Consider the following 21,127-nt stretch of genomic DNA (forward strand, 5'->3'; position numbering starts at 1 on the left):
AATTAATCAAAGTGTACCACGCCGGAGAATTCATGAGCCAACTTGAACTGAACGATCGCACACTGATCCTGCATCGCTTCCCGCAGATGCGTGACGAAAGTCCATTACAAGCCTGGGATGCGGCTGATGAGTATCTGTTACAGCAGGCGCTGCCAGAGGGGCCGGTGCTGGTATTCAACGACAGTTTTGGTGCCTTAACCTGTGGTCTCAATCCGCGTCCCGTCTGGCACGTCAGCGACTCCTGGCTGAGCCAGCAGGCCGCCCGGCAGAACCTCTCTTTCAACGGGATGGATGACAGCGACGTCCACTTTATTGACAGCCTGGCGGCGCTGCCTGCTTCCCCGGCAGCGGTGCTGATTAAAGTGCCGAAGACGCTGGCGCTGCTGGAGCATCAGCTGCGCGCGATTCGTGAAGTGGTGACCCCGGAGACGGTGATTCTGGCGGCAGCCCGCGCCAAAGAGATCCATAACTCCACCCTGCAGCTGTTTGAACAGATCATCGGCGAGACGAAAACCTCGCTGGCGTGGAAAAAAGCGCGGCTGATCTTCAGTCAGTTCAGCCAGCCTGCCCTGCGCGAAGCCAGTCCCACGCAGGTCTGGCCGCTGGATGGCACCCCTTATCAGATCCACAACTACGCCAACGTTTTCTCACGCAGCTCGCTGGATATCGGCGCACGCCTGTTTGTGCAGCATCTGCCGGAAAATATCGAAGGCGAGATTGTCGATCTGGGCTGCGGTAACGGCGTGGTGGGGCTGATGGCGCTGGCACAGAACCCACAGGCTGAGGTGCATTTTCTGGATGAGTCCTACATGGCGGTCGCCTCCAGCCAGCTTAACGTGGAAGTGAACCGTCCGGAGGATCTGTCACGCTGTCAGTTCCTGGTCAACAACGTGCTGAGCGGCTATCCCTCGGACCGGCTGCACGCGGTGCTGTGCAACCCACCGTTTCACCAGCAGCACGCCGTCACCGATCACCTGGCGTGGCAGATGTTCCGTGATGCCAAACGCTGTCTGCAATATGGCGGCGAATTGCGCATCGTCGGCAACCGCCACCTCGACTATCACCAGAAGCTGAAAAAGCTGTTCGGCAACTGCACGCTGGTCGCCTCTAACCAGAAGTTTGTAGTGCTGCGCGCAGTGAAAATGCGCTAGTCAGACACGCAGCGCCAGCGCGGTCGCCTGTGCGATGGCGCGGCGCGCATCCAGTTCCTGTGCCACATCGGCACCGCCGATCACCGTCACCTTCTGTCCCCGTGCACGCAGCGCCGCTTCCAGTTCGCGCTGCGGCTCCTGTCCGGCGCAGATAATCACATTATCGACCGCCAGCAGCAGGGTTTCACCGTTGCGCCGCAGGTGCAGCCCGCGATCGTCAATCGCCAGATACTCCACGCCGCCCCACATCTCCACGCCGCGCGCCTGCAGACTGGCCCGGTGGATCCAGCCCGTGGTTTTTGCCAGCCCGGCGCCGGGTTTGCCTGTGCGGCGCTGCAGCAGCCAGATCTGCCGTAATGCGGCGGGCGGCTCGGGGGCCACCACACCGCCGCGCTGCGTCAGGCTCTGATCGATACCCCACTCAGCGTAAAAGGCCGCGCGATCCGCGTCATGCGAAGGCTGCGAGAGAAACTCCGCCACATCAAAACCGATGCCACCGGCTCCGATAATCGCCACCCGTTTTCCCACCGGACGCCCATCGCGCAGCACCTCAAGGTAGCTCAGGACGCTGGGGTGCTCGATGCCCGGAATATCCGGCGTGCGTGGCTGAATGCCGGTGGCCAGCACCACCTCATCGGCATCACCCAGCCCATCGGCCGTGACCCGGCAGCCGGTCCTGACCGTCACGCCGGCGGCCGCCAGCTGGTGACGGAAATAGCGCAGGGTTTCACTGAACTCCGCTTTGCCGGGGATCAGCCGGGCAATATTGAACTGGCCGCCGATATCGGCGGCGGCTTCATACAGCGTCACCTGATGTCCGCGCCCGGCCGCCTGCAGGGCAAAGGCCATTCCGGCCGGGCCACCCCCGACCACCGCCAGCCTGCGCGGAGCGCGACTGGGGATCACCGGCATCAGCGACTCGTGGCAGGCGCGCGGATTGACCAGGCAGGAGGTGATCTTTCCGGCGAACACCTGGTCTAGGCAGGCCTGATTACAGGCGATGCAGGTGTTAATGCTGTCCGGTTCGCCGCGCTGCGCTTTGCTGACAAAGGCGGCATCGGCGAGGAAAGGGCGCGCCATCGACACCATATCGGCGCAGCCTGACTGCAGCAGCTCTTCGGCGACGGCGGGGTGGTTGATGCGGTTAGTGGCGATGACCGGCACCGACACGTGAGCACGCAGGCGCTGCGTGACCCAGGCAAAGGCCGCGCGCGGCACGCAGGTGGCGATGGTCGGGATGCGCGCTTCATGCCAGCCGATACCGGTATTGAACAGCGTGACCCCACACTGCTCCAGCTCGCCCGCCAGCAGCAGCGTCTCCTCCAGCGTACTGCCCTCTTTGATCAGATCGAGCATCGACAGCCGGAAGATAATGATAAAACGGTCGCCGGTGGCGGCGCGCACCGCGCGGGTGACCGCCAGGGCAAACTGCATTCGCTGGCGGAAGTCGCCGCCCCAGCGGTCGCTGCGCTGATTGGTGTGCTTCACCAGGAACTGATTAATCAGGTAGCCTTCAGAGCCCATGATCTCGACGCCGTCGTAGCCGGCCTCTCGGGCCAGGCGGGCGCAGCGCGCAAAGTCATCAATAGTCTGTTCAATCGCCGCCTCGCTCATCGCCTGGGGCGTAAACGGATTGATCGGCGCCTGAAGGGCAGAGGGCGCGACCAGATCGGGCTGATAGCTGTAACGGCCAGTGTGCAGGATCTGCAGGGCGATTTTGCCCTGATGCTGATGAACGGCATCGGTAATCTGCCGGTGCCAGTGACACTGCGCCTCCTCTGTCAGCATCGCGCCGTGGGCGGTGGTAACACCCTGCGCATTGGGGGCAATGCCACCGGTGACAATCAGCGCGACGCCTTCGCGCGCGCGCTCGCCATAGAAAGCCGCCAGCCGGGCTGCGCCATCCGGGTGCTCTTCCAGGCCGGTGTGCATGGAGCCCATCAGGAAACGGTTTTTCAGTCGGGTAAAACCTAGGTCCAGCGGCCTGAACAGCGCGGGATAGTCGGAATGAACGGCCATGATCATCACTCACGATAAAGTGGTCGGATGAGTTAACTCTAGCCATTTCTGTGTTAAAAAAAAGTGAAAGAGTGTCAGGGTGTGAGTGAAATCAACATCAGCCGCGACAGGCCGTGCGTCCGCCGTGACCGATTTTCAGGGCGGGCGCGATTATCGCCGCCGGATCCAGGAGTAGCGGGATTGATAGCCGCTGCCCGTATGGGTGTTGAAGCGGTAGCTTGAACCGCTCTCGGCCATGCAGTAGGTGCAGACGCCGACATTATCGATCTGCGCAGCCGGAACGCCCGCATCGACCAGCATCTGCGTCGCCAGCGCCGGCAGATCGAACCAGACACCCTGCTGACGCGCCGTCGCCTGCGGGCGCTGAGCCTCACCATTGACCGGCTGCTGCCTGTGCCAGCGCAGCCCGCGGGCCAGCGCCGGATTCCGGGCGATCTCCGCCAGCTGAGGTTCGGCCAGCTCATAACAGCAGGGGCCGAGTGCCGGGCCGATCGCCACGACCAGATTCTCTGGCTCGCTGCCCTGTTCGCACAGTTTTTCCACGGCGCGGATCAGCACGCCCGCCAGCGTGCCTTTCAGTCCGGCATGCACCGCCGCCACGATGCGCTGCTGAGGATCGGCGATCAGCACCGGCAGGCAGTCAGCGGTATACACCGCCACCGGGCGCGTCCCGCTGCTGATAATGCCATCCGACTCGCAGCTTTTGGATGGCGTGTTTTCGACGTCGAAGACGACCGTGGCACTGTGGCGCTGATGCCCCCAGGCGCCGTCGGCGGGCGGTGGCTCACCGGCGGGCTGAAAGGCATAATCCACCCAGTCCAGCGAGTCGAGCAACGGCGAGCGCGGGATAACGGCCATAGGAATCTCCTGTGATAACAGCATGCATTGGGCTGCCAACAGCTTACGTTAACTGCTACATTTTTGAAGCGTCTCCTCAGCCCTTTCTCACCTTAAGGATGAAATGATGAAAACCTCCGCAAAACTTGCCGCCTCCGGACTGGTTGCCCTGCTGCTGACCGGCTGCGCCTCCTCGTCACATCAGACCGCTCAGCAGCAGCTCGGGCAGCAGTCGGTGCTGGCGGTCAACTGGTTCCAGCAGTCCGGCGAATATCAGGCGCTGACCTGGCAGGCGTTCAACACCGCACGCATGGCGTTCGATCAGGCGCCGTCGCTGACCGGCAAACCGAAAGCTGTGATTGTCGATCTGGACGAAACCATGCTGGATAACAGCGCCTACAGCGCCTGGCAGGCGAAAAACGGTCAGCCGTTCAGCAGCAAGAGCTGGTCAGCCTGGACCCAGGCGCGACAGGCGAAAGCAGTGCCCGGCGCGGTTGAGTTTGCACGCCACGTCACCCAGAACGGCGGCACACTGTTCTATGTGTCGAACCGCGATCAGAAAGATTACGCCGCCACGGTGGCGAATATGCAGCAGCTCGGTTTTCCTGACGTCAGTGAAAAAACGGTGCGCCTGAATACCGACAGCTCCAACAAGCAGGCGCGTTTCGATGCCATCAAAAATGCGGGCTACAACGTGGTGCTCTACGTGGGCGATAACCTCAACGATTTCGGCGGAGCGACCTGGCATCAGGGCAATCAGCAGCGTCGCGATTTTGTGAATCTCAATCATCAGCAGTTTGGCACGCAGTTCATCGTGCTGCCGAACCCGCTTTACGGCGACTGGGAGAGCGGTATGGCGGAGAATTACAATAAGCTGACGCCGGATCAGCAGCTCTCCGTGCGGGAATCGCGCCTGCAAAGCTGGAACGGTAAATAATTCGTCAAGAAAAAGAGCCTGACCCGTTCAGGCTCTGTTAAATTCTGGTCCTGATTTACTTTCCGCTGTCACTATTTTGCTGCGAATCAAATTAATCATCTCTCGCTTTATTCTTATCTCAAAGCAGGCGTATTTAACTGGCTCTCTGCTATTAAGATGGTTGATTGTGCTAATGGTTAATTTTTTAATTAAGAGTAATCCTGGTAAAAGTGGGGCGAACGGGCAGGGTAAGAAAAAGCCATGCGGTTAGTGTTTGTATTAATTTGTCAGCAATAAATTAAGTCTTTTATTTTATATTTTTTAACTAAATGATATATATTATTTTAATCTTCGCTGTTTATGTGCCCTCATTTTTCTCCTGCTGAATTAAATTTACTTTCTTCTGACTTTTGCTGACGTTTAATTGACAAATCACGCCATGTTAAAGCGTTGTGAAATATTGCTCGTGCATTGGCAATGGTTAACGTCTATAACCTTTTTCTGTGACTTGGTTCTTATTTACCTGGCGGCTCTCACGCTATTTGTGAGCCGATACACTTTGTGATCAGCCAGGATGCGACATCCCGGTAGTAGAGAGAAGATGAATGTGACGACACTTAAACCCTTATTAGCGAAAAATCGCAGTTGGGCATTACAGCGCCGCCAGCGTAATCCAGACTATTTCAAAAAATCCCTTCATCAGCAAAAACCGCACTCGCTCTGGATTGGCTGTTCAGACAGCCGTGTTCCGGCTGAAGTGCTGACCGGCTCCCACCCAGGCGAACTCTTTGTGCATCGCAATATCGCCAACATGGTGCTGGAGGAGGATGACAATCTGCTGAGCGTGCTGCAATACGCGCTCTTCTTTCTCAACGTGAAACGCATCGTGCTCAGCGGCCATTACGGCTGCGGCGGGGTAGAAGCCGCACAGAACCTGCCAGGCAGCGTGCTGGAAGGGCAGGACACCGCACTGGGAAGGCGTATTCAGCGGCTGCGTGATGACATTCAGCAGGGGCTGGCCGAGGAAGGGCCAGCAGACGCCACCCCCGATGAACAACGCGATCGGCTGGTTGAAGCCAACGTTAAAGCGCAATTCGCCAGGCTGGTGAAGTCTGAGCCGGTCAGGCAAATCTGGCAATCGGGCCAGGAACTGGAGGTGTTTGGTTGTGTTTATGACCTGCGCTCCGGCCATCTCAAAGAGCTGATTCATCAATCTTCAGAGGAGCCTTCATGATGAATTCTGATACCCTGCGCCGCGACATCCCGGCGGGTCTGGTGGTTTTCCTGGTGGCTTTACCGCTCTGTCTGGGTATCGCTCAGGCCAGCGGGCTGCCGCCGTTTGCCGGTCTGCTGACCGGGGTGATTGGCGGTCTGGTCGTCACCTCGTTAAGTCCCTCGCGCTTTGCCGTCAGCGGTCCGGCGGCGGGTCTGGTCACTATCGTTGTCGCCTCGATGGCGACGCTGGGCAGCTTCTCCGCCTTCCTCACCGCGCTGATTATCGCCGGGGCATTGCAGTGCCTGTTGGGTCTGCTGCGCGCCGGACGGTTTATCTCGCTGGTGCCGGGCAGCGTGATTAAAGGCATGCTGGCGGCGATTGGCCTGCTGCTGATCATGCAGCAGATCCCGGTGGCGCTGGGCGCGGCGGGCGATGCGGAGCTGGTTTCGCTGGTGAATGGGCAGATGACCTTCTCACTGCCGTCGATTGTCGTGGCGGCGGTCGGTTTAGCCATTTTATGCCTCTGGACAACCGCCCCGATCAAACGCATTAAGGCGCTGGCCTGGATCCCCGGGCCGCTGATTGCGGTGCTGGTCGGCTGCGTCGCCACGGTGGCAGGCGGAAGGCTGTTCCCGGAGATGGCGCAGGGGCTGGCACGCATCTCGCTGCCCGCCTTCGACAGCGTCTCTGCGCTGGTGGCTGAGCTGGAAACGCCTGACTGGATGGCCTGGCAGAATCCGCAGGTCTGGGTCGTCGCCGTGACGCTGGCTCTGGTTGCCAGCCTGGAAACCCTGCTGAGTCAGGAAGCGCTGAAAAAGCTGCGTCCGCAGACGCCCGCGCCGTCGCCCAACAAAGAGATGTTCGCTCAGGGCATCGGTAATCTGACCGCCGGTTTTCTGGGCGCGATGCCGATAACGGCGGTGATCGTGCGCAGTTCGGTCAACGTCAGCGCGGGGGCGCAGACAAAGCTCTCCATCTTCATTCACGGTGTGTTGCTGCTGATCTGCGGCATGTGGTTCAGTGAGATGCTGAACGCCATTCCCCTGGCCAGCCTGGCCGCGGTGCTGCTCTACACCGGCTATAAACTGGCGACCCCTAAACTCTTTGTCGAACAGTTCCGGATGGGGGCCCAGCAGTACGTGCCGTTCCTGGCGACCATCGTCGGCATTATTACGCTGGGGATGCTGGTCGGTATCGGCATCGGTATCGCCACGCAGATCCTCTACAGCATCTATAAAAGCCATCGCAACGCGCTGCAGCTTACCCGTTATGACGACCACTACGTTCTGCGCTTTCAGCAGAACCTGACGTTTATGCACAACCCAAAGCTGCAGGGATTGCTGGATGAGATCCCGGAGAACAGCGTGGTGATTATCGATAATGACAATGCGGAATATATCGATCCCGATGTGAAAGCGGTGCTGAAAGATTTTGGCGACAACGCGGACAAGCGCGGCATCCGCCTGAGTCAGTGGCCGGTGGCCGTAAAATAGCCTGAAGCGCAACGGCAGCATCAGCAGAAGAGTAAAAATCGGATATCTCGGATAGCCGATTTTTTTACTGGCGGGGCATAATAAAGCCCCGTTTTCTGCTGTCATCTGCTGTGCTTACCCGGCACTGGGTCATTTTATTGAGTTAGCCCATGAAGTGGGGTTTTATCGCAGGATGACATTGAGGGCATTCAGGATTTAATCATTCTGACACCACGCGCCTGTTCAGGCTGGCGTGGAGAGCCAGCCTCACCGCGATAAGGTCCGGACGCATGCGCACACCGCTGTTTGAAGAGCACAACGCAAAGAAGAACGCAGTTTTGCTGTTTTTAATCACGCTGCTGTTTTGTTTTATCGGCGGACATCTGCGCTTTCCCAAAGAGCTCTCTCTCTTCTGGCCGGTCAATGCGATCGTGACGGGCGTCATCGTCCGCAATCCCTTTCTGCACCGGGGCCGCTACTACCTGGCTATCCTGGCCGCCATGGTGTTCAACGACACCGTTTTTTCGGGCTGGGCGTTCTCAGCGTTAACCCTTAACGTGGCGAATGTGCTGTTTGTGCTGGTGGCGGTGACGCTGCTGGTCAGGCATCTTCAGCACGATTCCGGCAGTGAGCGGATTACCAGTGTGCTGCGAATCTTCCCGGCCTGCCTGCTGGCGGCGTTCACCTGTGCCAGCTGGGGCGCGCTGGCGCAGCAGGCTGATTTTGATACCGGGCTGGCGGTGGCATGGGCTGACTGGTTCAGCGAGCAGTTCTCCACCGGGCTGATGCTGCTGCCGTTTTTGCTGACCCGCGACTGGTCGTCGCTGTCGCCCCGCCAGTTTCTGCACATCCGCAAGCTGCTCCCGGTTATCGCCGTGGCGGGTTCGCTGACAATCGGGGCGATGATGGGTGGCGCGGGCAGCCTGACGTTCCCGGTTCCTGCGCTGATCTGGTGTGCGGTGGTGTTGCCCATGCCGCTGACCAGCCTGGTGATTTTACTGACCGGCATTACCGAAATTATCCTGGTGTCGCACGGCGTGATGAACATTCAGGGCAGCGACGCGATGCTGCCGCTTAACCATCTCACCTCGGCCCGGCTGGGGGTGGCGACCATCTCCATCAGCCCGCTGATCGTGGCCGCGAGTATGGATGCGATCCGACAGCTTAACCAGCGCCTGGCGCTGCGGGCGAATTACGACTTCCTGACCCGGCTGCTGTCGCGCTCCGGTCTCTATGAAAGCCTGCGCAGTGAACCCATCTTCCCTGAACGCAAAGCGGGCGTTATCCTGCTGGATGTCGACTACTTCAAAGCCATTAACGACAATTTTGGTCACGACGCGGGTGACAGCGTGCTGGAAGAGATCGCGCGTCGGATGCAGCGGGTGGTGGGCAAAGCGGGACGCATCTGCCGTTTTGGCGGCGAGGAGTTTGTGGTGGTGCTGTTCGATCAGAACCCGGAGAGACTCTATTTTCTGGCTGAGAATATCCGGCAGACGATGGCGAAAGAGAAGTTCTGGCTGCAGGGGAATACCGTGACGGTGACCGTCAGTCTGGGACTGGCGCATGACAGCGCCGCTGAGGCGACGGAGTGGCCCCCCGTCATCAACCGGCTGATCTCTGCGGCAGATAAAAACCTCTATCTGTCGAAACGCAACGGCCGCAACCAGACCTCACCGGTTAACTACCGCACCTTTACCAGCGACGTGGCCTGACGCCACACCGCCGATGCACTCAGCTGACGCTGCTTTTCAGGTTGCTGGCCTGCTGGTGGCGCTCGATGGCCAGGTCGATCAGGCGGCTGATCAGATCCTGATAGCTGAGTCCGGCCGCCTGCCATAATTTCGGGTACATGCTGATATTGGTGAAGCCGGGCAGGGTATTCACTTCGTTGACAATAATCTCGCCGTCGTCAGTTAAAAACACATCGACGCGCGCCATACCAAAACACTCCAGTGCCGTGAAGGCTTTAATGGCAACCTCACGAATGGCATCGCTGGTTTCCGTGGAGAGGGCGGCGGGCACCACCGTCTGCGCACCGCTTTCCGAGATATATTTGGTGTCGTAGGAGTAGAAGGCGTCATGCACCACCACTTCGCCGCAGGGGCTGGCTTCGGGCGCATCGTTGCCCAGCACCGCGCACTCAATTTCGCGCCCTTTAATGCCCTGCTCGATCAGCACTTTACGGTCAAAGGAGAAGGCGAGCGCCAGCGCGGCGTCAAATTCCTCCGGGCTGTCCACTTTGCTGACGCCGACCGATGAACCCTGATTGGCGGGTTTGATAAACAGCGGCAGGCCAAAGCGGGCAATGACAGCCTCTGCATCCAGCTGGGCGCGCTGCGCCTGGGTGACGCTCAGCCACGGGGCGACCTTCAGACCGGCATCGCGTAACAGGCGTTTGGTGAAATCTTTATCCATGCTGACCGCAGAACCGAGCACGTCGGAGCCGACAAAGGGTAACGAAGCCATCCGCAGCAGGCCCTGCAGAGAGCCATCCTCACCCAGCGTGCCGTGAACGATAGGGAAGATGACATCGATCTGCGACAGCGGATGTGCGTTGTGACGGGTGATAACCTGCTGCTGAGTATGACCGGGTACCAGCGCCACATCGTCAGCCGCGCGATTCAGGGCGATCAGTGACGGATTCTCAGCGTTCAGTAAGAAGTTGGACGCATCGTTAAGACGCCAGTGCCCCTGTTTGTCGATGCCCAGCAGCACCACGTCAAACCGGGTTTTGTCTATCGCCTCAAGGATATTTTTGGCCGACTGCAACGACACTTCATGCTCAGCCGATTTCCCGCCAAACACGATCCCTACCCGCAACTTAGTCATCAATTTTGCCCACTGAAAAATCAAAACCTTAAGATAGCATGGGGTTTGCGCGGGAAAACAGGGTAAGGCGCGAGATAATTTTTCAGCGGCCGTTAACCCTCATCGCTGACGATAAAGCTGCCGTTAAGCTGCCACTGTTTCCGCTCACTCACCCGGGTGGCATCGGCAGCCAGCCAGGTGACTATCGTCACTTTTGCACGCAGCGTGCTGCCGGAGGCGATCTGGCCCTCTTTGCGGAACTGCAAAGGCTGACCGGCGCTGAATGCCATCGCTGCCGCCTCTGTTCCGGCTCGTTCGATCGTGACCGGACGATCGTCGAGCGTCGCATCATGCAGGGTCAGCGTCGCCCGGCCCTGTTCGCCAAACAGGTAGCTGTCGGCGTCTTTCGCGGGCCCGCTGAACATCAGTTTTAGCGGTGTCGGGCGGTCACAGATGACCGTGATCTCTGACTCTCGCGGGTCACCCATCCGCAGTTCGACGGCAGTCAGCGCATTGCCCGGGCGACCGAGCAGCTCGCCCCGTGTCATTTCACCGTAATCAATCCGTGGATCGCTGAGCTGAATTTCGCACGCCGCACGGGCAGGGAGTGCGGCAAAAAGGCCACTGAAAGCCAGCAGCAGAGGCAGAACAGAGAGCTGTTTCATGGGACGCATCTCGCGGAAAGTGAGGCATAAAGGGTGCCGGGCTGGTTATACCAGGGCGTAAGCATATCGATGGCACACTTGCTGCCATTGCGGTCGAGGCTGAATAGCGGCTCGTCCGGCAGGTCGTCGAAAAAGAGCGTGCCATCCTCATTCACAAAGGCGATCAGGTGACCTTTGCCATTTTTGACAGGGGCACCCGGTGCCGGACTTTGCTCTGGCGGGAAGCTCACCAGCGCCCGGCGAACCGTATAGGCGGGCAGAATCACCGGCACTACCGCGCCGCGGTAAGGCGTGATGTCTGCAATACCGCTGATGACCTGGACATTGTCAGGCAGGCTCTGGTTTTCGATCTGTACGGTATTCTTCTGCCACGGTGTCCAGGAGGTGATGGCATGACCCGTGTGGTCGCTCCACACCACGCCGCCAGGGGTGTGGATACTGACGTCAGGCTGGGGGCTGTTGAGGGAAATAATGCCAAAGGTATCGCCTGTTTTGCGGGGCGAAAAGGTCACTCCCTCACTATGCAGGACGGCGCTGCCACGCGCGCCCGCGTTGTAACTGGTGCTGTTTTCATTATGCGAAACGCCGCCGCTCAGCTGACTGTATTTGGTGGTCCAGGTTGCGGAACCCGCAACTGACGCATCCTCACGCTGACTTTTCTCCCCGGAGACGCTCCAGGCAAATTTATCATTCAGGGTGCTGTCAACACCCATGCCGGCGCGTGTTTTTCCCCGGGTGTCATTAACCCAGCTGCGCACGCTGCTGCGGCTGCCGAGCGGAACAGCGAAATTGAGGTATACGTAATGGTCATCAGTGTGGCGCTGATCCTGCGTAAGCCGGTTTTTCTGGATGCCGAGATTGACGTTCACTTTTCCGAAGGTGCGGCCCCAGCTGAACAGGTAGCCCAGACTTTCTGCATTCTGCCAGCTCTGTGACAGGCTGCCGGAAAAGGCGAGTACGCCGAGCTGCGGCTGGCTATAGCTTATCCCCGCGGCGTACTGTGAACGGATCTGTCCATTCTCCTGACGGGCGTCTCCGGCGCGCCATGAACTGCCGGGATCCCTGAAATCACGGCTGCGAAAGCTGGCGGAAGAGGTCAGTGATAATCGGGGCGTCACGCCTGCGCTGATGCTGAGCTGGTGATTGAGGCCCTGCATGTTGCCTCGCTCCCCGGCCGAATCCTGCATCTGCGAGGCGGTCTGGGTCAGGGAAGCGATAAGGCGTTCTGTCAGCCGCAGCGTGGTGCGCCAGGAGGCGGCCTGATAGTGCTCGCTCATCAGCCCGCCTGCCGTCACAGCCATGAAACCATTCTGATAAAGTCCGGCGGAACCGACGAACACCGGGAACGACTCATCGGTCAGGCGCAGACGTCCGGCGGCCAGAGAGAGTCCGGCATTTGCCAGAGAAACCGTGGTCAGAGCCTGAATATAGGGGATCGTCTGCTGCTGACGATGACCCGACTGGTCATGGCTGACGATCTCAAAATCATCGGACTGATTGATCGCCGGGATGTCAGCCAGTGTGTTCATGCCTGCTGTGACCTGATAGGTCTTCAGCAGGATGCCTGCCTGCCAGACCTCGGCAGTACCGGCTTGTGAGAAGAGCAGATTCAGCGACACGCCGCTGTTTCCGCTATTTTCTGCACTGCGTTCTGGCATGAGTTGTGCGCCCAGCAGGTTTATGCCGGAAAACAGGGTGTCGCCCGCGGTGATCTCACCTATCTGCACGACCGACGCCCAGCCGGGAAGGGAGCGCTGGGCATAACTGTAGAGTCGGGTCAGCTGGTGGTGTTCATTCTGGCTGGTATAGCTCTGCCCGCTGCGGAGTACCCAGTTGTTGATATTGCCCCCAATCTCGGAGGTCAGCGTCTGCGAGTGGTGGTTTTGTCCGGCGCGCGTCTGGTACTGATAGCGTCGGCCATCGTAATTCACCACCAGCGCATTTCCCCCGCTGGAGAAGCGCGGATGCGCAGACAGGTCGCCTGCCGGGACCTTCAGCAGCAGGCTACTGCGGTCAACCCGCTGCTCCAGCAGAATCGGGCTGTCGGATGGCAGCTGCAGGCAGCGTGCATCCTCTGCCTGACGAAAACGATCGGGGATGATCCCCAGCTTTTCTGGCAGATCGGCTGGCCAGCAGGGATTACCGGCCTGATCAAACGTCAGGATATGCACCCCTTTGCTTTGACCGTTAACGACAATATTGACGGGCTGTTTCCCCGGCAGAAAGTGCGTGCCTGCATCAAGCAGTTCAGCGGCACTGGCGTCGTAGCCGAGCGCTTTGAGCATCTCTTTGTCATAGCGGTTTGCCGCCTGCACACAGGCTGAACTGACCACAAGGCTGAGTATCAGAAATTGTTTCATGGATAAAGGTGAACGGACTCAGAGCGGCACATTAAAAGGGGCGGTTAAAATTCCATATCGGGTGACGGGGTGCAGAAGCAGGGCTTTCACCTTATTTGCGGAGGCAGCAGGCAGAGCCACATCAAACTTTTCACCCGGAAGAATGTAGGAATTTTTCAGTTCAACCGACCCTTTGCCGGGCAGTAAATTAATCTCTCTGGTGAGCCTGACGATATAAGGTGTCGGATTTTCAATGTGCAGAGAGGCACCTGAAAGATGGAAGGTCAGCCCTGTCCAGGGCGCGGTGTTTACCGGCAGGCTGGCGGGGGAGATAATGACCGGAATATTCTGGCCAATGAGAATGCGGGCGCGATTCTTTTTACCATCATCCTGCGGGATAGAGACAAAATTAATTCGCTGCATCTTCTGGGTATCCAGCCTGACACCCTCTTTTAACACCACCCGGATCTGCTGGTTTTTCCCTCCATCGACACGAACCAGTTGAGGGGTAATAATCAGCCGGTTTTCAGGGTCTTCAGGAATTGTCTGCAGGCTGCTGTGCAGCAGCGCCGTATCCCTGTCTGTGTTCAGTACATTAACCGTCACTTCACGATTCTGGTCATCAAGAAATAAAGCCGGTACTTCAGGCTTCATGCCGGCTGCAAATACGCCGGATACAGACAAGGAAAAGAGAATGGCAACAGAGAGAATTATTTTCATTTTATTTTTACCCTGTATTTAAAACGCGAAGGCCGGACGGCCTTCGCTGACAATCATGAAAAATTACAGATAAACCACAGAGAAAGTGACGTTACCGTCAATAGGCACTTCTTCCCCACTCGGGTAGGCATCCGCTTTCTTCAGAATCATTCTTGACGCAATGGAATAGGAGGCTTTAGTCATGGCTGCCGGGGTGGTGCTATTGGCATCCGCCGCCAGGGTAAAATAGCCGTTTTTAGTCAGCGTTGCGGGTGCTGTAGCCGTCACATGAGTGAGAGACCATGCCGCTTTATCGCTACTGGTCAGCACATTGGTATTCGCTGCACCGTCGGCGGTTGCGTCAGTAATTGCCAGTGCCATCGCCCCCACATGTCCCTGAGCGCTGTCTGTCCCTAAGCCGAATATGTGTGCATCTGATAAGCCTGAAACGGAGGTTTTCATCTCATCAGACATGTTCGCCAGCGTCATGGCACTTGCCGCACGGTTATCTGTGGTCTGAACGGCGATTGCGACAGGCGCTTCACAATCCACATTCAGAGTAACGGTGTTGCCCTGTTTAACATTGCTGTCCTTAAGCAGCGTCGCTGCGGCGATGGTGCCAAGATCAATGCTTGCAGAGCTTAATGCCACACCACAGGCGGCTGGAGTGATTGTACCCGTGATGGAAAGGGTCGCAGATTCTGTAGCGTGACCCGCAAAACTGACGGTAGTCATCGCGGCGACAATTGCAGTGCTTAATAATAATTTTCTCATATTATCTCTCTTATCAGATTTGTTATAAATGAGCAGATCTGAACAGACCGTACGCTCTCTTTGCTGTGCGGGTTAATCAGCGTGCAGAGTGATAAAAGATAAGAGACGTATTATATCCTTATCCCTTAAGCTAATTACGCTGGTTAATCGCCTTCTCCTGATTTTGAATTTTAATTCAGGAAGGTCAGGCTAACATAAATTTTTATTAATGGCCTAGTTAACGAATAAGTAAAATTGTCTTCATTTGAAGGTGAGTGTTTATAGCATGTTTGATGGGTTATAGTTTTTTCTGCTTAACCTTATATTTATAATTGAAAATTAACGGCAGGGAGAAAATGGTAATGACAACCTCCTCTGAAATAGATTTATTTAAAAAAAAGATGTCTAAGCGCGGACAGTTTTGGGGAGCGTAAGCAATCCTGTCTGCTAATGCGCAAGAGGTGGGGTATGCTCTGGGTGAGTGGTGAATGCGCCTGTCAGCGATCGGGGCGTCGGGGATAACGTTAATCGGCATCATGCCATCCCCGCCCTTAAATCAGCATCATTATCAGCGGCGTTTAACGCGCTTGTTTTCGATAGATTCGATCACAACGAATGCCAGCATAAGGGCAGGGATTTTTGGAGTCCGTTATTTCAGCGGTCAATTTCTGCCATTCGCTACGGCAAAACTTAAAGGCTGAGTTTATCCGGGAGGGGTAAGGATTAACGTCAGCATTTATTTGATCGGTGATAACGGGCTATGCTGTTATACCAGCAACTGGGAACCGCTGGTACCGTAGTTGACGCGGAAGTCAGCAGCGTATGCGGCGACAGCATCTTTTCCCCACAAGGCACCCATAATGACGCATGCGACCGGGCCAATGACGCCGCCCAGGACCGCACCGCAGAGCTGAGCAATAGGTCCGAATACAGCACTGCGGCTTGCACTTCCACCGACCGTGACACCCGTTGCCAGACCTTCGATAAGGCCCCAGATAGCCCCTTCAAGCGCCCCTTCAATGGTAGAGACAAATTCACCACCGCTTACGGTTTCAATTTCACACAGAGTTAAATCACGCATATTTCAATTCCTTTTAATGTATTTTCGGTTAGTTAAAGCATTTTTACTGCTGTTATACCCGCGTTATGAAGCTGATGCCTTTTAAAAGCGCGCCACTGCATTACGCTGAGTTCTTTACCTCCAGGCCGACACCTTAAGCGACTAATGCTACATGGACGAAAAGAGGGTCTGTTAAATAATACCATTTACCATCCTGCGGAAATCCTTCCGCCTATGCCTGAACCGGGAAACGTTGCCTGACTGAAAATCGTGGTAAATTAAATAATCTTTAAAACTGCACCCCGGCTCACTGAGTTTTATCGGGCTGGCCTGGCGATGAATAACGGAAAAATCTTCTCTCTGTAATAAGCTGTTTTGCGGGGTGTAACAATATATTTTTTTATACATAAATAAAGTTTTTTCTGATGGCTGGAATCACTTATTTGTCCTCATTTTGCATCATTTGTTTTTTATTTTTACATTTATGAGTGAGTCGATTTATCGTCAGCTGGCTAAAATGGTTCCCTCTTTATTAGAGTAACTGTCTGATATCAGGGTTTTTATTTAGTGTTTGATTTACCTTTTTCTGTGTCAATAATTCATAACCGCTACCATCCGCGGGTAAATCGTAGTATTGAGCATAATAAGTACGCCCTGGGTCTCCTTTTTAAACAGGGCGCAGACAGATTATGGGACCAGCCGTCTTGCCGATCCCCAGTGAATATCACCGGAAAAACTATAAACAGAAGAGCTTTACGTTATCAGTCAGATTTAATCTGATGTTCTGTGAATTCATTGGTGTAATAGAAAAAGCAGCGCGTCATGCATGATGAATTATTACAGATGTGCTGAAATTATCTGGCAGGCCAGCCCCCAGGGCGCGCGGAACGTTCTGTCTGCCACCATCTGCCGAAGATCGCGATTGGTGGCGGCGATCAATCTTACATCCACCGGGATCAGCCTGTTTCCCCCGACACGCTCGAACTCCTGCTCCAGTAAAATATACAGCAGCTTCTCTTTCAGGCTCTTAATCTGCTGACAGGCGAGCGCATTACCTATCGCAATCGCAATACGCTCAGCAATCTGCTGCAACACCCGCAGATTGGCTGCAGTAAAACTGTTGAACTGGCACTGAACCAGTTTCAGCACCCCCAGCGTTTTAGGGTAAAACCCAGTGGCAGGATAGTGAGGGTTTTGCTCTGATCGCGCCAGGTCACGTGAAAAAGCGAATGCTCATGATCTTCTGGCTCCTCGTTCGGGCTAAAATGTGTCAGCAGCATCTCTCCACTTGTCATTACCTGCTGAGCTGCAGAGCCGGCCAGCAGCATGCGCGACTGTTCACGCTGAGCCACCTGAGGCTGAAGATAATGGGTCACATAAACACTGGCCTGCTTACTCTCTTTATCCGCATCACAGAGCACAATGCCTATCGCGTTGATCATCTTCTATTGTTGGGGCTATTTTACAATTTCGACAGTAGACTCAGATTTAGTTAAGAAAATTATAATCTGGTTGAGTAGTGGTATTTATCTACGCCATCAATGAGTGGCTCTTGGCCATCACGGACTGAAAGTGACAATGAAGGTTCAATTTCAGCAAATGAATGGTTAGAAAACAGTGATCAAACAGCAGTGGATTTGAATATTTATGACGGTAAATTCGATGGGGTAATTTCAACTCCAGCTATCATGAATTTCATTCGAGCAACATCACACATTACTGATTACTTCTTATTGGAAGGATACAAAAAAACCTTTAGAAATTCGGGCGTTGGATATGTCTATGAAATTATTATGCGTAAAAAATATTTATTTGCAGTTGTTGACGTAAAGTTAGAAGGGGAAAACCTGGTATTAACTGACAAAACAGAAGGAGGAAGTGAATTTCTTCCTGAAGATATCACCCTTCTGAAAAGGCCGGATGAGGCTACACTCCTCGGATATAGTAAGCACAAAAATTGAACAGTTCAGCAAGGCTCGATAACGAGCAAGGAAGTGATGAGGTTACAGGATGCGGATTCGAAGAGCTGTGTTTAAGTTTCACTGAGTTTGGCGTTCTTGCATGCAATTGTGAAGTTAAAGAAACAATTTGGGGGGACAAAAGGGGGGCATTAATTTGCAGAAACAAAAAAACCACCAGGATATAGGTGGCTTAATTACATGATTTTAAAACTAAAATTTGGTGGCCCCTGCTGGGCTTGAACCAGCGACCAAGCGATTATGAGTCGCCTGCTCTAACCACTGAGCTAAGGGGCCAGCGGAGCGGGGATTATAAAGTATCTCTTCAGGGCGATCCAGCACTCCGCCATCGGTTGCTGAAATAAACAGCAGCGATTTACCTGCTGATTTCTATAACAAAACTGGCGAACGGCGTTAGCGAAATTTTAAAACAGCGTGGAAAATGCGACGCCATGCCTTTAGCGAAACTGGACATCAGGCTGCAGCAGTCGTGTGCTGCCTCTGTCACGTCGATAGCGTAACGCGTTGAGTCCTGAAGGCTGGAATGTACTGAGCGTAATCACTACTATCTTAGCCAGAGATTACGTGGCAGAGAGCACAGGACGTTCTATGGAGAAGCAGAGCAGCAGAGCGCTTACGCCACAGCGTAGCGACAGCAGGGCGGGAAAGGCATGAGTGAACACGCTATCCGCGACATTATCACTCCGGGGCTTGATGTGCTGTTCTGCGGCATTAACCCCGGCCAGTCAACTGCCCATCAGGGCTTTCACTTTGCGCATCCCGGTAACCGGTTCTGGAAAGTCATCCATCAGGCCGGATTCACCCGTGAGCAGCTGAAACCGGAAGAGGAGCAGCGCTTAACCGAAACCGGCTGCGGTATCACCATGCTGGTTGAGCGACCCACGGTGCAGGCGAGCCAGCTTGCCACGGATGAACTACGTGAGGGCGGCAGACGCCTGATGGAAAAGGTGCTGAATTACCAGCCCGCCGCGCTCGCCATCCTGGGTAAGGATGCGTTTCGTCATGCCTTTCAGCAGCGCAAAGTGGAATGGGGTAAGCAGCCCGTCTTTATGGGGAAAACCCAGGTGTGGGTGCTGCCAAATCCCAGCGGCCTTAATCGCGCCTCACTGGAGGAGATGGTCGAAGCCTATCGTCAGCTTTACCGGGAGCTGCATCCGGGGGAGAGCAGGGCGGATAAATAGCAGGCAACAAAAACCCCGGCGAACCGGGGTTTTTGTTGGACTTAATCGTCGAGGAAGCTACGCAGCACTTCCGAGCGGCTCGGATGGCGCAGTTTACGCAGGGCTTTCGCTTCAATCTGACGAATACGCTCACGCGTAACGTCAAACTGTTTGCCCACTTCTTCCAGCGTATGGTCGGTGTTCATATCGATACCGAAACGCATGCGCAGCACTTTCGCTTCACGCGCGGTCAGGCCAGCCAGCACGTCATGGGTGGCAGAACGCAGGCTCTCTGAGGTAGCAGAATCCAGCGGCAGCTCCAGCGTGGTGTCTTCGATAAAATCGCCCAGATGTGAATCTTCATCATCACCAATCGGCGTCTCCATCGAGATCGGCTCTTTAGCGATTTTCAGCACTTTGCGAATTTTATCTTCTGGCATCAGCATGCGTTCAGCCAGCTCTTCCGGCGTCGGCTCGCGACCCATCTCCTGCAGCATCTGGCGCGAAATACGGTTGAGCTTGTTGATGGTCTCAATCATATGCACCGGAATACGGATGGTACGTGCCTGGTCCGCGATAGAGCGGGTAATCGCCTGACGGATCCACCAGGTCGCATAGGTCGAGAACTTGTAACCACGGCGATATTCAAACTTATCGACCGCTTTCATCAGGCCGATGTTACCTTCCTGAATCAGGTCGAGGAACTGCAGACCGCGGTTGGTGTATTTCTTGGCAATCGAAATAACCAGACGCAGGTTCGCTTCCACCATCTCTTTCTTGGCGCGACGCGCTTTGGCTTCACCGATCGACATGCGACGGTTGATATCTTTAACCTGCTCAATGGTCAGGCCGGTCTCTTCTTCGACCTGCGCCAGCTTCTGCAGGGAACGCATAACGTCATCCTGCACTTCCAGCAGCTTTTCAGACCACGGCTTGTTCATCGCCAGCGCCGCTTTGAACCAGCTTTCATTGGTTTCGTTGCCGGTGAACAGCGTGATGAAGTTTTTCTTCGGCATTTTGCACAGCTCGATACAGAGCTTCATGATCAGACGTTCCTGAGTACGGACACGTTCCATCATGGTGCGCATGCTGCCTACCAGGTAATCGAACTGCTTCGGTACCAGGCGGAACTGTTTGAAGACGTCAGAGAGGTTCTGGATTTCAGCAACGGCGGCGGCATGGCTGCGGCCTTTGCTTTTGATCACGCTGCGGGTGGTTTCGTACTGCTTGCGCAGATCGGAGAACTTCTCGCGCGCCAGTTCCGGATCGATGGAGTTATCGTCCTCGGAGTTGTCGTCCTCGTCTTCGTCTTCATCTTCGTCGTCGTTACGATCGGCTTCAGACAGCTCAGAGCCCACGTGCGTAGCCGTTGGGGCCAGATCTTCTTCTGCGTTAGGATCGACGAAACCGGTAATCAGATCGGAAAGGCGTGATTCACCTGCTTCAACTTTGTCGTACTGATCCAGCAGGTAAGTAATCGCTTCAGGGTATTCGGCAACGGAACACTGAACCTGGTTGATACCGTCTTCGATACGCTTCGCGATGTCGATTTCGCCTTCGCGCGTCAGCAGTTCAACGGTACCCATTTCACGCATGTACATGCGAACCGGGTCAGTCGTACGCCCGATTTCAGATTCAACGCTGGATAACACCTGAGCGGCAGCTTCCGCGGCATCTTCGTCAGTATCGGAGCTGTTTTCGTTCAGCATCAGATCGTCGGCATCAGGGGCTTCTTCAACCACCTGAATACCCATGTCGTTAATCATCTGGATGATGTCTTCGATCTGATCGGAGTCGACGATATCTTCCGGCAGATGGTCATTGACCTCAGCATAGGTCAGATAGCCTTGCTCCTTACCACGGGTGACAAGAAGCTTGAGCTGTGACTGCGGGTTTTGCTCCATAAGACGGTATCCACACTTCTGTTAATTAGATTGGTGTCGGTCGGCAGCGAGCCAACAATAGCAGTGAAGGCCTTTAATTCTTGCCGCTGCCTTCGTCGCGGCGTGGGCTTTGCCCATCAGTAATCGGCACTTAAGCCGCGTGTATAAAT

At 55.5% G+C, this 21,127-nt stretch carries 18 protein-coding genes and 1 tRNA gene; 7 read left to right on the top strand and 12 right to left on the bottom strand.

Annotated features, from left to right (window positions below; all coding sequences use genetic code 11):
• Window positions 1-32 precede the first annotated feature (32 nt).
• The gene (gene rlmG, locus CKF42_RS10295; RefSeq protein WP_111208120.1) at window positions 33-1,151 is read left to right on the top strand and encodes a 23S rRNA (guanine(1835)-N(2))-methyltransferase RlmG; all 1,119 of its coding nucleotides are present in this window, start codon (window positions 33-35) and stop codon (window positions 1,149-1,151) included.
• Here the strand turns inward: rlmG and CKF42_RS10300 are convergent, their stop codons facing one another.
• Both CKF42_RS10300 and CKF42_RS10305 read right to left on the bottom strand, forming a co-directional pair.
• Entirely contained in the window at window positions 1,152-3,170 is a 2,019-nt protein-coding gene (locus CKF42_RS10300; protein WP_111208140.1) for an NADPH-dependent 2,4-dienoyl-CoA reductase, read from the bottom strand.
• A gap of 150 nt (window positions 3,171-3,320) precedes the next feature.
• The gene (locus tag CKF42_RS10305; RefSeq protein WP_111208121.1) at window positions 3,321-4,028 is read right to left on the bottom strand and encodes a polyphenol oxidase family protein; all 708 of its coding nucleotides are present in this window, start codon (window positions 4,026-4,028) and stop codon (window positions 3,321-3,323) included.
• Window positions 4,029-4,134: 106 nt separating this feature from the next.
• Between CKF42_RS10305 and CKF42_RS10310 the strand changes: the two genes are divergently transcribed.
• From CKF42_RS10310 to CKF42_RS10325, 4 genes are all read left to right on the top strand, one after another.
• The gene (locus CKF42_RS10310; RefSeq protein ID WP_111208122.1) at window positions 4,135-4,944 is read left to right on the top strand and encodes a 5'-nucleotidase, lipoprotein e(P4) family; all 810 of its coding nucleotides are present in this window, start codon (window positions 4,135-4,137) and stop codon (window positions 4,942-4,944) included.
• A 580-nt stretch (window positions 4,945-5,524) separates the two neighbouring features.
• Window positions 5,525-6,157, top strand: a complete 633-nt coding sequence (locus CKF42_RS10315; protein ID WP_033736060.1) for a carbonic anhydrase — start codon at window positions 5,525-5,527, stop codon at window positions 6,155-6,157.
• Window positions 6,157-7,632 carry a SulP family inorganic anion transporter gene (locus tag CKF42_RS10320; protein WP_009087324.1) on the top strand — a complete coding sequence of 492 codons (1,476 nt, stop codon included), beginning with the start codon at window positions 6,157-6,159 and terminating at the stop codon, window positions 7,630-7,632. The genes CKF42_RS10315 and CKF42_RS10320 overlap by 1 nt, the downstream gene beginning before the upstream one ends.
• A 269-nt stretch (window positions 7,633-7,901) precedes the next feature.
• Complete coding sequence (locus tag CKF42_RS10325) at window positions 7,902-9,323, top strand: GGDEF domain-containing protein (protein WP_009087321.1); 1,422 nt, start codon at window positions 7,902-7,904, stop codon at window positions 9,321-9,323.
• A gap of 19 nt (window positions 9,324-9,342) precedes the next feature.
• Here CKF42_RS10325 and ddlA read toward each other — a convergent pair whose 3' ends face one another.
• From ddlA to CKF42_RS21510, 8 genes are all read right to left on the bottom strand, one after another.
• Complete coding sequence (gene ddlA / locus CKF42_RS10330) at window positions 9,343-10,440, bottom strand: D-alanine--D-alanine ligase (protein ID WP_111208123.1); 1,098 nt, start codon at window positions 10,438-10,440, stop codon at window positions 9,343-9,345.
• Window positions 10,441-10,532: 92 nt separating this feature from the next.
• A complete protein-coding gene (locus tag CKF42_RS10335; RefSeq protein WP_111208124.1) occupies window positions 10,533-11,084 on the bottom strand; it encodes a hypothetical protein in 552 nt (183 codons plus the stop codon).
• A complete protein-coding gene (locus CKF42_RS10340) occupies window positions 11,081-13,444 on the bottom strand; it encodes a fimbria/pilus outer membrane usher protein (RefSeq protein WP_111208125.1) in 2,364 nt (787 codons plus the stop codon). Before CKF42_RS10340 ends, CKF42_RS10335 begins: the two co-directional genes overlap by 4 nt.
• 18 nt (window positions 13,445-13,462) lie before the next feature.
• Window positions 13,463-14,143 carry a fimbria/pilus chaperone family protein gene (locus CKF42_RS10345; RefSeq protein WP_111208126.1) on the bottom strand — a complete coding sequence of 227 codons (681 nt, stop codon included), beginning with the start codon at window positions 14,141-14,143 and terminating at the stop codon, window positions 13,463-13,465.
• Between the two features lie 63 nt (window positions 14,144-14,206).
• The gene (locus CKF42_RS10350; RefSeq protein WP_111208127.1) at window positions 14,207-14,896 is read right to left on the bottom strand and encodes a DUF1120 domain-containing protein; all 690 of its coding nucleotides are present in this window, start codon (window positions 14,894-14,896) and stop codon (window positions 14,207-14,209) included.
• A 745-nt stretch (window positions 14,897-15,641) separates the two neighbouring features.
• Window positions 15,642-15,956: a hypothetical protein gene (locus tag CKF42_RS10360; protein WP_111208129.1), complete on the bottom strand. Its 315-nt coding sequence runs from the start codon at window positions 15,954-15,956 to the stop codon at window positions 15,642-15,644.
• Between the two features lie 816 nt (window positions 15,957-16,772).
• A complete protein-coding gene (locus CKF42_RS21505) occupies window positions 16,773-17,084 on the bottom strand; it encodes a sigma 54-interacting transcriptional regulator (RefSeq protein WP_369974599.1) in 312 nt (103 codons plus the stop codon).
• Window positions 17,078-17,377 carry a hypothetical protein gene (locus CKF42_RS21510; protein ID WP_167429436.1) on the bottom strand — a complete coding sequence of 100 codons (300 nt, stop codon included), beginning with the start codon at window positions 17,375-17,377 and terminating at the stop codon, window positions 17,078-17,080. Before CKF42_RS21510 ends, CKF42_RS21505 begins: the two co-directional genes overlap by 7 nt.
• A 99-nt stretch (window positions 17,378-17,476) precedes the next feature.
• Between CKF42_RS21510 and CKF42_RS10370 the strand changes: the two genes are divergently transcribed.
• Window positions 17,477-17,896, top strand: a complete 420-nt coding sequence (locus CKF42_RS10370) for a hypothetical protein (protein WP_146239930.1) — start codon at window positions 17,477-17,479, stop codon at window positions 17,894-17,896.
• 218 nt (window positions 17,897-18,114) lie between these two features.
• Here CKF42_RS10370 and CKF42_RS10375 read toward each other — a convergent pair.
• Window positions 18,115-18,190 (bottom strand) — tRNA-Ile (locus CKF42_RS10375).
• 374 nt (window positions 18,191-18,564) lie between these two features.
• Between CKF42_RS10375 and mug the strand changes: the two genes are divergently transcribed.
• On the top strand, window positions 18,565-19,095 hold the full coding sequence (gene mug / locus CKF42_RS10380; RefSeq protein ID WP_111208131.1) for a G/U mismatch-specific DNA glycosylase: 531 nt from the start codon (window positions 18,565-18,567) through the stop codon (window positions 19,093-19,095).
• Window positions 19,096-19,136: 41 nt separating this feature from the next.
• Here mug and rpoD read toward each other — a convergent pair whose 3' ends face one another.
• Window positions 19,137-20,978: an RNA polymerase sigma factor RpoD gene (rpoD, locus tag CKF42_RS10385; protein ID WP_009087305.1), complete on the bottom strand. Its 1,842-nt coding sequence runs from the start codon at window positions 20,976-20,978 to the stop codon at window positions 19,137-19,139.
• Window positions 20,979-21,127: the final 149 nt, after the last annotated feature.

The organism is Pantoea sp. ARC270, assembly GCF_003236725.1.
In the GTDB taxonomy this organism is placed as follows: Bacteria; Pseudomonadota; Gammaproteobacteria; order Enterobacterales; family Enterobacteriaceae; genus Pantoea; species Pantoea anthophila.